The organism is Elstera cyanobacteriorum (assembly GCF_002251735.1).
GTDB lineage: Bacteria > Pseudomonadota > Alphaproteobacteria > Elsterales > Elsteraceae > Elstera > Elstera cyanobacteriorum.
Genome location: NZ_NOXS01000035.1, coordinates 268,914 through 280,642 on the forward strand (window position 1 = coordinate 268,914; position 11,729 = coordinate 280,642).

General features: G+C 62.3%; 14 protein-coding genes. 8 read left to right on the forward strand and 6 right to left on the reverse strand.

The genetic code is table 11. The annotated features are described in order from the left end of the window. Window positions 1-4: 4 nt before the first annotated feature. Window positions 5-322: a HigA family addiction module antitoxin gene (locus CHR90_RS17760; RefSeq protein ID WP_094410456.1), complete on the forward strand. Its 318-nt coding sequence runs from the start codon at window positions 5-7 to the stop codon at window positions 320-322. An 11-nt stretch (window positions 323-333) separates the two neighbouring features. Here the strand turns inward: CHR90_RS17760 and CHR90_RS17765 are convergent, their stop codons facing one another. The 6 genes from CHR90_RS17765 to miaA all read right to left on the reverse strand — a co-directional run bounded on the left by CHR90_RS17765 (window position 334) and on the right by miaA (window position 5,456). Further along, the gene (locus tag CHR90_RS17765) at window positions 334-558 is read right to left on the reverse strand and encodes a DUF2442 domain-containing protein (RefSeq protein ID WP_094410457.1); all 225 of its coding nucleotides are present in this window, start codon (window positions 556-558) and stop codon (window positions 334-336) included. Between the two features lies 1 nt (window position 559). Then, entirely contained in the window at window positions 560-865 is a 306-nt protein-coding gene (locus tag CHR90_RS19325; protein ID WP_141210989.1) for a hypothetical protein, read from the reverse strand. 141 nt (window positions 866-1,006) lie between these two features. Further along, window positions 1,007-2,026, reverse strand: a complete 1,020-nt coding sequence (ilvC, locus tag CHR90_RS17770; protein WP_094410458.1) for a ketol-acid reductoisomerase — start codon at window positions 2,024-2,026, stop codon at window positions 1,007-1,009. 66 nt (window positions 2,027-2,092) lie between these two features. Next, window positions 2,093-2,605, reverse strand: a complete 513-nt coding sequence (gene ilvN / locus CHR90_RS17775) for an acetolactate synthase small subunit (RefSeq protein WP_094410459.1) — start codon at window positions 2,603-2,605, stop codon at window positions 2,093-2,095. A 55-nt stretch (window positions 2,606-2,660) separates the two neighbouring features. After that, entirely contained in the window at window positions 2,661-4,421 is a 1,761-nt protein-coding gene (locus CHR90_RS17780; RefSeq protein WP_229671524.1) for an acetolactate synthase 3 large subunit, read from the reverse strand. 90 nt (window positions 4,422-4,511) lie between these two features. After that, the gene (miaA, locus tag CHR90_RS17785; RefSeq protein WP_094410460.1) at window positions 4,512-5,456 is read right to left on the reverse strand and encodes a tRNA (adenosine(37)-N6)-dimethylallyltransferase MiaA; all 945 of its coding nucleotides are present in this window, start codon (window positions 5,454-5,456) and stop codon (window positions 4,512-4,514) included. Window positions 5,457-5,468: 12 nt separating this feature from the next. Between miaA and serB the strand changes: the two genes are divergently transcribed. From serB to CHR90_RS17820, 7 genes are all read left to right on the forward strand, one after another. Further along, window positions 5,469-6,356: a phosphoserine phosphatase SerB gene (gene serB, locus CHR90_RS17790; RefSeq protein ID WP_094410461.1), complete on the forward strand. Its 888-nt coding sequence runs from the start codon at window positions 5,469-5,471 to the stop codon at window positions 6,354-6,356. 128 nt (window positions 6,357-6,484) lie between these two features. After that, the gene (gene serA, locus CHR90_RS17795; RefSeq protein ID WP_094410462.1) at window positions 6,485-7,717 is read left to right on the forward strand and encodes a phosphoglycerate dehydrogenase; all 1,233 of its coding nucleotides are present in this window, start codon (window positions 6,485-6,487) and stop codon (window positions 7,715-7,717) included. A gap of 77 nt (window positions 7,718-7,794) precedes the next feature. Then, window positions 7,795-8,403 carry a sigma-70 family RNA polymerase sigma factor gene (locus tag CHR90_RS17800; protein ID WP_094410463.1) on the forward strand — a complete coding sequence of 203 codons (609 nt, stop codon included), beginning with the start codon at window positions 7,795-7,797 and terminating at the stop codon, window positions 8,401-8,403. A 2-nt stretch (window positions 8,404-8,405) separates the two neighbouring features. After that, a complete protein-coding gene (locus CHR90_RS19470) occupies window positions 8,406-8,828 on the forward strand; it encodes a hypothetical protein (protein ID WP_094410464.1) in 423 nt (140 codons plus the stop codon). Beyond that, window positions 8,815-9,366 carry a periplasmic heavy metal sensor gene (locus CHR90_RS19475; protein ID WP_170941456.1) on the forward strand — a complete coding sequence of 184 codons (552 nt, stop codon included), beginning with the start codon at window positions 8,815-8,817 and terminating at the stop codon, window positions 9,364-9,366. The genes CHR90_RS19470 and CHR90_RS19475 overlap by 14 nt, the downstream gene beginning before the upstream one ends. Next, window positions 9,363-9,644, forward strand: coding sequence for a ribbon-helix-helix domain-containing protein (locus CHR90_RS17815; RefSeq protein ID WP_094410466.1), 282 nt, complete (start codon window positions 9,363-9,365; stop codon window positions 9,642-9,644). Before CHR90_RS19475 ends, CHR90_RS17815 begins: the two co-directional genes overlap by 4 nt. A gap of 193 nt (window positions 9,645-9,837) precedes the next feature. Next, a complete protein-coding gene (locus CHR90_RS17820) occupies window positions 9,838-11,679 on the forward strand; it encodes an ATP-binding cassette domain-containing protein (protein WP_094410467.1) in 1,842 nt (613 codons plus the stop codon). The last annotated feature ends 50 nt before the right edge of the window (window positions 11,680-11,729 follow it).

An 11,729-nucleotide genomic window follows, 5' to 3' on the forward strand; every position in this document is an offset into this window, starting at 1 on the left:
TACCATGAGTGCGATTGACGGTATCCGCCTGAAGACCCCCGCCCATCCCGGCGGCTTCGTGAAGAGCGAAATTATTGACGCGCTCGGGCTGTCGATAACGCGCGCCGCCAGCGTGCTCGGCGTCACTCGCCCCGCCCTCTCCGCCCTGGTTAACGAGCGCGCGGCGCTTTCGTCTGAAATGGCGTTGCGGCTAGAAAAAGCCTTTGGCGTTTCGATGGATACGCTCATGCGGATGCAGAATAGCTACGACATTGCCCAGGCACGCAAACGCGAGGGGGAGATTCAGGTGGCGCGGTTTGAGGGCGTGCCGGTGGGCGCATAAGGCACGGCAGGTTAGCGCAGCAAGCCCGCGACGGAGAGGTCTTCGTCCAGATCGGGCCAGTGAATGCCCTGACCGCGCCCGATCAGTCGCCAGTTGCCCCGCTGCGCCGGTGTGGCATCGAGCAAGCGCGGGAACCAGACCAGCGGCACCGCAATTTCGCGGCCATCGACAAGTGTGACGCGGAGAAAGTCGGCGTCGCAGGCAACCGAAATGGCTAAAAACAAAAAAGACGCCATACTATTCAGGAGACTCAAAGTTTACTGCAAAATTTTTACCATATAGAATTAAAGATCTTGCGTATAACTTGAGAATTTTTGTTGATACATCCCCTAAACTATCATCATCCAAACCATTTTCTAGACCAGTGAGTTCTTTGCAAATTGAGACGAATTCATCTCTCAACTCCTGAGGAGTCTGCTGCTCATGAAACATCATAAATCGTAAACTTGCATTCTTTAGCCGTTCGTGTGGCGCACCGCTTCCACACAGGTCTAGAATCGCAGACTCTATATACTCGCTAAAACCCTTGATATCAGTTTCCATAGTCATCATCCTTTCTTAAGAGAGCACATGTGCAATTTTAGATATATTTCCTGGATAAACCGAATCAATACCCATCCAAAAACAAAAACCCCCGGCACTCGCGCACCGGGGGTTTCGCATCGCAGCCCTAAGGCCGAAAGCTTAGTTCTTCGTCTTATCGACCAGACGGTTGGCCTTCAGCCACGGCATCATCGCGCGCAGCTTTTCGCCGACTTCTTCGATCGGATGAGCGGCGTTGTTGCGGCGCTGGGCCTTGAAGCTGGGCGCGCCGGCGGCGTTTTCCAGCATCCAGTCGCGGGCAAAGCGGCCCGACTGAATGTCGTCCAGAATGCGCTTCATTTCCGCCTTGGTTTCGGCGGTCACAACGCGCGGGCCGCGCGTGTAATCGCCGTATTCAGCGGTGTTGGAGATCGAGTAGCGCATGTTGGCCATGCCGCCTTCGTAGATCAGGTCCACGATCAGCTTCACTTCGTGCAAGCACTCGAAGTAGGCCATTTCCGGCGCGTACCCGGCTTCCACCAGGGTTTCGAACCCGGCCTGGATCAGCGCGGTCAGACCGCCGCAGAGCACGGCCTGCTCGCCGAACAGGTCGGTTTCGCATTCTTCCTTGAAGGTGGTTTCGATAATGCCCGCGCGGCCGCCGCCGTTGGCCGAACCGTAGGACAGGGCGAGATCAAGCGCATTGCCCGAGGCGTTCTGATAGACGGCAACAAGCGTCGGCACCCCGCCGCCCTTCAGGTATTCCGACCGCACCGTGTGGCCGGGGCCCTTCGGGGCGATCATGAACACATCGAGGTCCGGGCGCGGTTCGATCAGGCCGAAATGGACCGAGAAACCATGCGCCACGGCCAGGGCGGCGCCCTGCTTCATGTTATCGCGCAGGAAAGCGTTGTAGAGCGCGCCGTGATGTTCATCGGGCGCCAGCACCATAACCACATCGGCTTCCTTGGCGGCCTGATCCGGCGGCAGAACGCGGAAACCCGCGCCTTCGGCCTTCGCTGCCGTCGCCGACCCCGGACGCAGGGCGATGATGACTTCCTTCACGCCGCTGTCCTTGAGGTTCAGAGCATGGGCGTGGCCCTGGCTGCCGTAGCCGACGATGGCGATCTTCTTGCCTTTGATCAGGTTCACATCGGCGTCGCGGTCATAGTAAACGCGCATGGAAATCTTCCTTGGTTGATGGTTTTGTTTGTCCTATCGCGCGTTGCGCTACTTGAGGACGGTTGGCTAGAACCCGGCGGTTCCCCGCGAGATGGCGACAATCCCAGTGCGGCTGACCTCGACCAGCCCCAGCGGGGTCATCAGGGCAATGAAGGCGTTCACCTTCTCCTGGCTGCCCGTGATTTCGAAAACGAAGCTTTCGGTAGTGGAATCGATCACCCGCGTGCGGAAGACATCGGCGATGCGCAGCGATTCAACGCGCTTATCGCCCGTGCCCGCCACTTTCACCAGCGCCAGTTCGCGCTCCACATGCGGGCCTTCCGCCGTCAGATCGTGGACCTTATGCACCGGCACCAAGCGGCCAAGCTGGGCCTTGATCTGCTCGATCACCTGTTCGGTGCCGCTGGTGACGACGGTGATGCGCGACAGGTGGGCGGCTTGCTCCACCTCCGCCACGGTCAGGCTTTCGATATTATAGCCCCGGCCCGAAAACAGGCCGACGACGCGCGCCAGAATACCCGGCTCGTTATCCACCAGCACGGCGATGGTGTGACGGTTAATCGGTTGCGGTTGCTTCATGATACCCTGCGAAAAATCGGTCGAAACGGAAAACGGCGGCAGAAATGGGGAATGGTTAAACCAAAACCATCCCTTCTTCCGTCGTTACCGGGTCGGCCTTATCTTCCGGCCCCAGCAGCATTTCGTTATGCGCCGCGCCCGAGGGGATCATCGGGAAGCAGTTTTCCTTCTGATCGACGGCAATATCGGCGATCACCGGGCCGGGATGGGCGATCATCTCGCGGATCACATCGTCAAGCTCGGTCATATCGGTCGCCCGCAGGCCGCGCGCGCCGAAGGCTTCCGCCAGTTTCACGAAGTCCGGCAGGGCTTCGGAATAGCTTTCGGAATAGCGCCCGCCGTGCAGCAATTCCTGCCACTGGCGCACCATGCCCATATATTGATTGTTCAGAATGAACACTTTCACCGGCAGGCGGTACTGCACCAGGGTGCTCATTTCCTGAATATTCATCATGGCGGAAGCTTCGCCGGAAATATCCACCACCAGCGCATCGGGGTGGGCGATCTGCACGCCCATCGCCGACGGCAGGCCGTAGCCCATCGTGCCCAAACCGCCGGAGGTCATCCAATGGCGCGGGCTTTCGAAGCCGAAATGCTGGGCCGCCCACATTTGATGCTGACCGACTTCGGTGGTGATGAAGGTTTCGCGGCCCTTCGACAGATCCCACAGGCGGCGGATAGCGTGCTGCGGTTTAATGATCGTGCCATTCGACCCATAGCGCAGCGAGTCGCGCTTGCGCCATTCAGTGATCTGGCCCCACCAGGGGGTGATGTCGCGGGCCTTGATCCCCCGCTCCTTCCAGCGGGCGATCAGCGCCTTCAGCACGGTCTTCACGTCGCCGATCATCGGCAGATCGACCATCACGGTTTTGTTGATCGAGCTGGGGTCGATATCGAGGTGGATTTTCTTGGAGTTCGGCGCAAAGGCGTTCAGGCGCCCGGTCACGCGGTCATCAAAGCGCGCGCCAATGTTGAACATCACATCGGCGCCATGCATGGCAAGGTTCGACTCGTAGGTGCCGTGCATCCCCAGCATGCCCAGGAACTGCTTGTCCGACGCCGGGAAGGCCCCGAGGCCCATCAAGGTCAGCGTCACCGGGAAGTTGGTCAGCTTGGCAAATTCCCGCAGCAGGGCCGACGCTTCGTCGCCCGAATTGATGATGCCGCCGCCGCCATAGATGATTGGGCGTTCCGCCGCCGCCAGCATGTCGATGGCCTGATCGATCACCGAAAGATCGGCATCAATGCGCGGACGGTAGGTCTTATGCACCACGCTATCCGGCGGCGTATAGGGGCCGGTTGCGAACTGCACGTCTTTCGGCAGATCAATCACCACCGGGCCGGGGCGGCCGCTGCGGGCGACATAGAACGCCTCGTGCACTGTGCGGGCGAGGTTGTTCACGTCCTTCACCAAGTAATTATGCTTGGTGCAGGGGCGCGTGATGCCCGTGGTATCGCATTCCTGGAAGGCATCATTGCCGATCAAATGGGTCGGCACCTGACCGGTCAGGCAGACCAGCGGGATCGAATCCATCAAGGCATCGGTCAGGCCGGTCACGGCATTGGTGGCGCCAGGGCCGGAGGTGACCAGCACGCAGCCGACTTTGCCGGTCGAACGGGCATAGCCCTCCGCCGCATGCACCGCCGCCTGTTCGTGCCGAACGAGGATGTGGCGAATCGCGTTCTGCTGGAAAAGAGCGTCGTAAATCGGAAGGACCGCACCACCAGGGTAGCCGAAGATTACTTCTACGCCCTGGTCCTTCAGTGCCTTCAAAACGATTTCAGCCCCGGTCAGCATCTCCCGCGTGTCGCTCATGACACTCCTCACTTCGTTAAAACTCTCTCTCCCGCCGGGTGGCGGGGACAGCCTGAAATTTCAGGGAAACAGACGCTATGCGGGCCAGGGTCAGCCGGTCAAGCTGGTTTTGGACATGATCGACAAGATTTGATGCATAGCTTGATCATAATCTTGCGGATTCACGGTAAGGGCTTGGGAAAGCTGGTGCTTAAACCAGGTGGTTTGCCGTTTGGCGTACTGACGACTCGCGGCCTGCGCGAGGGTCATGGCATCGGGCAGGGCGATTTCCCCGCGTAGATGCGCCAACAACTCTGGCACGCCTAAGGCTTTTCGCAAGGGCGCATCGCGCGGCAGATCGGGCAGCAGGGTTGCGAATTGCGCAACCTCCTCTAAAGCCCCCTGCGCCATCATCGCCTCGAACCGGCGATTGATACGGTCATAAAGCCACGCCCGGTCGGGCGCCAGGACCACCGGAATAAACTCATATCCCTCCGGCGGGCCGGAGCGCGGCGCGTCGATGAAGCGGCTAAAGGGGGTGCCGGTCGCGGCCCAGACTTCGTAAGCGCGCTTGACCCGCTGGCTGTCCGAGGGGCGCAACCGTTCGGCGCTGGCAGGATCGACGGCGGCAAGCCGGGCGTGAAAGCCCAACGCCCCCTCTGCCGCGTGCAGGGCCGCCACTTCCTCGCGAATCGTGGGCGGCACCTGCGGCATATCGGCAAAGCCTTCCATCAGCGCCTTCATATAAAGGCCGGTGCCGCCGACCAGCAGCGCGGGCGTCTCGTCCAGCCCGTCAAGCAGTTCCACCACCTGCGCCCGCCAGCTTTCCGCCGTCGCCGCCGCCGCCGTCGAAAGATGACCATAAAGCGCGTGGGGGGCGCGCGCCTCCTCCTCCCGGCTGGGGCGGGCGGTGATCAGCCGCAGTTCCTGATAAAGCTGCATCGAATCGGCATTGACGATCACGGCGCCCGTCGCCTCCGCCACCGCCACTGCAAGAGCGGACTTGCCGCTCGCCGTCGGTCCCGCCAGGATGAGCCGCTTTTTGACGCCCTTCATCACGAGTCTTCCATGTCCTTCGCTCTGGTCCTCAGCACTGCACCGACGACGCCCGCCCTGACCGCCGATCTGGTTGCCGCCGCTGCGGCTGCCGCCGGTCTGCCTGCCGACGCCGCGCGCTGGCTGTTCCCGGATGTCGCCGCCGAACTGCCCGTCGCGGCAGCCGTCGATCTTGCCGCCGTGCGCGCCGCTTTAGGCAATGCCCCCATCGACGCCAATCTGGTGGAAACCGACGGGCGGCGCAAACGCCTGTTGGTCGCCGATATGGAATCGACCCTGATTGAGAATGAAATGCTGGACGATCTGGCCGCCGAAATCGGCATCGGCCCGCAGATCGCCGCGATTACCGAAAAATCCATGCGCGGCGAAGTCGATTTCGCCCAAAGCGTGCGCGAACGGGTGGCCCTGCTGACCGATCTTCCGCTCAGCATTATGGAAACCTGCGCCGCCCGTATCCGCGTGATGCCCGGCGCGAAAAGCCTGATCGCCACCATGGCCGCCCACGGCGCGCGCTGCGTGATTGCGACCGGCGGCTTCGGCTATTTCGCCCATCCCGTCGCCGATGATCTTGGCTGCCACGAGGTCCATTGCAATCATCTGGAAGTCGCCGCCGATGGCACCCGGTTAACGGGCCGCCTGATCGACCCGATCTTCGACCGCGCCGCCAAGCGCCACACGTTAGAGGGCGCCGCCGCCGATCTTGGCCTTCCGCTGTCGGCAACCCTGGCGGTCGGCGATGGGGCGAATGATCTCGATATGCTGTCGGTCGCCGGGTTTGGGGTGGCTTTTCGCGCCAAACCCATCGTTTCGGCAGCGGCGAAACTCGCGCTCAGCCACTCCGACCTAACCGGCCTGCTGTTCCTACAGGGCTATACGGCGAGCGACATCACCCGCGACTAACGATAGAAACTTGCCGGAACGCCGGGGTGCGCAGCAAAAAACGCAATTGGCACCCGGCGCGAACGGTTCAATAACGTCTGCCTGATCGAAGATCGCGCCTGCGCGGCCGCCAACAAAAGGTTTTGAGAATGACCCGGCACTCCCTTGCCAAAGACAAGATCCGCGTCCTGTTCCTCGAAGGCGTTCACCAGAGCGCGGTCGAAGAGTTCCGCCGCAATGGCTATACGCAAATCGAACAGCTTAAGGTCGCCCTCGACGAAGCGGAATTGATCGAAAAGATCCAGGGCGTTCATATCCTCGGCATTCGCTCGCGCACGCGGATCACCGATAAGGTGCTGGCCGCCGCCAACCGGCTGCTGACCATCGGCTGCTTCTGCATCGGCACCAATCAGGTCTCGCTGAATACAGCGCGCAAGGCGGGGATTCCGGTCTTCAACGCCCCCTATTCCAACACCCGGTCGGTGGCGGAACTGGTGATCGGCGAAATCATCATGCTGCTGCGCCGCATCCCGGAAAAATCCCGCGCCTGCCATGACGGCGCTTGGGATAAGTCCGCCACCAATTCCTTCGAATTGCGCGGCAAGACCCTGGGCCTCGTCGGCTACGGCCATATCGGCACCCAGCTTTCGGTACTGGCCGAGGCGATGGGCATGAAAGTGCGCTTCTTCGATATCGAAAAGAAGCTGGCGCTTGGCAATGCCCAGCCCTGCGCGACGTTGGAAGAACTGCTGGGCGTCGCCGATGTGGTCAGCCTGCACGTTCCGTCGACCCCGCAGACGAAGAATATGTTCGGTGCGGAGCAGGTGAAGGCGATGAAGCCCGGCTCCTACCTCATCAACGCCTCGCGCGGTAGCGTCGTCGATATTGATGCGCTCGCCCAAGGGCTGAAGAGCGGCCATCTGCTCGGCGCCGCCATCGACGTGTTCCCGAAGGAGCCTGCGTCGAACGGCGAAGAATTTGTCAGCCCGCTGCGCGGTTTGGAAAACGTCATTCTAACCCCGCATATCGGCGGATCGACCCAGGAAGCCCAGGAAAACATCGGCCTCGAAGTCGCCGAAAAGCTGATCAAATATTCCGACAATGGCTCGACGGTCGGCGCGGTGAACTTCGTCGAAGTCTCGCTGCCGGTGAAGGCGGGCGGCACGCGCTTCCTGCATATCCATTCGAACGTGCCGGGCGTGCTGCGCAAGGTAAACGAGGTCTTCTCGCAGAGCGAACTCAACATCTCCGCCCAATATCTGCAAACCGACCCGGAAGTTGGTTTCGTCGTCGTCGATGTCGAAGGCGCGGTCGATGAAACCGCCGTCTTGCAGCAGTTGCAGGAAATCGACGGCACCATCCGCGTGCGTTTCCTGTATTAGTCCTAACGAAAATTCACCCCCGGTGCGGGGATACCGCGCGGCTCATCCGCCTATAACTTCTTAGAAAGGAAGTCTGGGTGAGCCTGCGCAAAACCGACGTGGATGCCGATTTCGACCAAGCCGCCCTGGTGGCGGGGGAGGAAAAGGCCTGGGGACGCTTCATCGCCCGCTTTACCCGGGTGGTCGCCGCCGCCATCCGCACGGTCCCCGGCATCGGCACCCCTGGACGCGGCGAGCCGGGCGATCTGGTGCAGGATGTTTTCGTTAAGCTGCTGGCCGACGACCGCCGCTTGCTGAAAACCTACGACCCCGCCCGTGCCGCACCGGCCACTTGGCTAACGCTGGTTTCCCGCTCGATCGCCCGTGACCGGCTGCGCGCCAAACAGCTTCCCGGTGTGCCAATTGACGATGTGCCGGAAAGCGCCTTTGCCGTCGAACCCGATTTGCCTGCGGAAAAAGTGCAAATCCCACCCGGGCTCCTGTCGCCTCGGCAGGAACTGATCCTGAGCCTTCTCTATGATCAAGATATGGATGTGGCCGAAGCCGCCGCGTTTTTGCAGGTGGAGGCGCAGACCATCCGCTCCATGCACCATAAGGCGCTGACCAAACTGCGCGCCCATTTCGCCGCCGCTACGACCGGTGGGGATGAAACCACCGCCCCATCCCTACAACGGGATAGGAGATGAGAATGACCCGCCGCACGCCCTTTCCCGAGATGCCGCCGTCCGACGCCGATCAGGCCCGGGCTTTATGGCAAAATTACCGCCGCCGCAGCGCCCCGGTCGCCGAGGCACCGGGCGTGATGGATCTGGCCGCCTATGCCGACGGAAAACTGCGCGGCGCGGCGCGGGACCGGGTGGAAGCCTATCTGGCCCGCCATCCCCAAGCCTTGGCCGATGTCATCGCCGCGCGCCGGGGGACCGCACCTACCGCCAAACCGTCGCTTGGGATGCGGCTGGGGCTTGCCGACCGCATCGGCTGGGGCGCCGCGCTCTGCGGGTTCTGCCTCGCCCTCTGGCTTGGCTTTGCCACCGGCGAGCAGGTCGCCAGCGCCGAAAGCGATGCCTATGCCCTCTATACCGCCGCAGGGGAGGATAATGTCGATCTTTAGCCGCCTACCGCCCTGGCGCCGTGCCCTACCTTGGGTGCTGCTGGTCATTTCCCTGGGGTTCAACCTTGCCTTCTTTCTCGGTCAGCGCTGGCACGATCGGTTTTTGGCCGAGATCGAGCCGAATATCATCGAACGCGCCAAGCTGACGCCGGAACAGGGCGAGGCTTTCAAACAAATGCGCGCCCGCGTGCTCGCCGAACTCATTGCCACCGGCAGGGAAGGGTCGCGCCGGGCGGGGCTGATCTGGGACGATCTCAAAGAAGCGCCCGTAGACCGGCCCGCCGCCGAACGCGCGATGCGCGAGATGGGCGAACGCCGCCTGCAAGCGCAGGCCCGCGTGCTGGATGACGTAATCCGCTATCTCGACAGCCTGCCGCCCGATCAGCGTGCGGAGGTGGTGGAGGCCGTCCGCCGCCGCGATCCGCTGACCCGCACCCTGCTGTTTGGCCCTGGCGGCCTGCCGCGTCCGCCCCGGGCGCCGGGTAGCCCCGGGGCACCGCCCCCCCCTCCTCCTCCAGCCGGTCCGGTGCCGCAATGACAGCTTTTTCCGACTCTTCCCGGCAGACCTATGCCCCCGGACGTGTCAGCGCCGACGCCCTCGACCCGACCCGCTTGGTCAAACGCTCCGTCGTCGTTGCCGGGCATCGCACCAGTGTTTCGCTGGAAGACGCTTTTTGGTCGGAACTGCGCCGCGTTGCGACCGCGCGCCGCTGTAGCATCAACGCCCTGATCGCCGAGGTGGACGAGGGCCGCTCCGGCAATCTCTCCTCCGCCATCCGCGTGTTCCTGCTGCTGAACCGCGTGAAGGACGAGTAGTTTTTTGCCCTCAAGCGCCGGGCGGGTTTCTCCGAAACCCTTGGCTTCCGCGCCATAAGGCGCGCGGCGCAGTCGCGCCGTCGGTTAATTTTTGCCCTCAAGCGCCGGGCGGGTTTCTCCGAAACCCTTGGCTTCCGCGCCATAAGGCGCGTGGGCCATTGACCTTCCGACGGACGACGGTTAAATCCGGCGCATGGCTCCTCCCCCGCTTCTGGCTCTGCGCACCGCGACCGTCACCTTCGGCGCGAAACCGATTTTCAACGATATCGATCTGGCGATCACGCCGGGCGAGCGCGCCTGTTTGGTCGGGCGCAATGGGTCGGGCAAATCAACCCTGCTGAAAGCCTTGGCGGGCGAGGTTGATCTCGACGGCGGCGAGCGCTTTTTGCAGCCGGGCACGCGCATTGCCTATCTGCGGCAAGACCCGAATTTCGGCAGCGCTAAAACGGTCGGCGATTACGTCTTGGCGGGGCTACCGCCCGACGCTGGCCCCGAAGGCCCCGCGACGGTGGAAGCGGTGCTGGCCGCCCTGACCCTTGCCGCCGAAAAGCCCGTTTCCGGCCTATCGGGCGGGGAAGCGCGCCGGGCCGATCTGGCGCGGGCGCTGGTGTCCCGCCCCGATGTGCTGCTGCTCGACGAGCCGACCAATCACCTCGACCTGCCAACGATTGCGTGGCTGGAAGAGGAGCTTGCGGGGTTTCGTGGCGCCCTGCTGGTCATCAGCCACGACCGCGCCTTTCTGAAAGCGGTCGCCCGCCGTACCCTCTGGCTCGACCGGGGCACCGTCCGGCGGTTGGATAAAGGCTACGAAGCCTTCGAAGAATGGTCGGAACAGGTCATTGCCGCCGAGGAGCAGCAGGCGCGCAAAGACGCGGCCAAGCTGAAGGAAGAAATGCGCTGGCTGCGCGAAGGCATTTCCGCCCGCCGCCGCCGCAATATGGGCCGGGTGCGCGCACTCTACGATCTGCGCCAAAAAATGTCCGAACGGCTGAAAGTCGCGGGCAGCGTCAGGGCAGAAATCGCCAGCACCGATACGGGCGGCACGATGGTCGCCGAAGCCGAGCATCTGCGCTACGAGATCGACCAGCCGACACCGGACGGCGGCACACTGCGGCGCGTGCTGGTGCCGGATTTTAACTTCCGCCTTGTGCGCGGCGCGCGCGTCGGCGTCATCGGCCCCAATGGCGCCGGGAAAACGACCCTGCTGCGCATGCTGCTGGGGCAGTTGCGCCCGACCAGCGGTAAGCTGCGCATCGGTTTTGGCATCGAACCCGTTTACTTCGATCAGAAGCGCGAGCAGCTCGATCCCGACGATACGCCGTGGAAAATCCTCTGCGAAGGCGGCGGCGATCAGGTAATCGTCAATGGCCGCCCAAAGCATGTGGTCGGCTATCTGCAGGATTTCCTCTTCGCCCCCGAACAGGCCCATAGCCCCGTGCGCAGCCTGTCAGGCGGCGAGAAGAACCGGTTGCTGTTGGCGAAACTCTTCCTACGCCCGGCCAATCTGCTGGTGCTCGACGAACCGACCAACGACCTCGACCTTGAAACCCTCGACCTGTTGGAAGAGGTGCTGGCCGATTATCCCGGCACTGTCCTACTGGTCAGCCACGACCGCGATTTCCTTGATCGCACCGTCACTGGCACGATTGCTTTCGACGCCGATGGCGAAGTGCGCGCCTACGCGGGCGGCTATTCGGATTGGCTGACCCAGCGGCCCGATGCCCCCATCGCCAAAGCCGCGCCGAAGGCCGCCGCTAAGCCCGAAAGTACCGCCCCGAAAGCCGCCGCCACCAAACTTTCCTTCAAAGAACAGCGCGAGCGCGAGCAATTGCCCGGTCAGCTTGAAGCGGGAAACACTCTGCTCGCGAAACTCGAAGCCCGATTGGCGGACAGCGATTTTTACTCAAAAGACCCAAAAGGTTTCGCGGAAACTTCGGAGAAACTGGAGGAGTTGCGCGCCAACCTTGCGGTTTTGGAAGATCGCTGGCTGGAGTTGGAAATGAAGGCCGAAGAGTTAGCCCAGGGCCGAACTTAGCCTTTTTTTAAGGCGATATTGACATCTTGTTAATCCTAAGAGGCAATTTC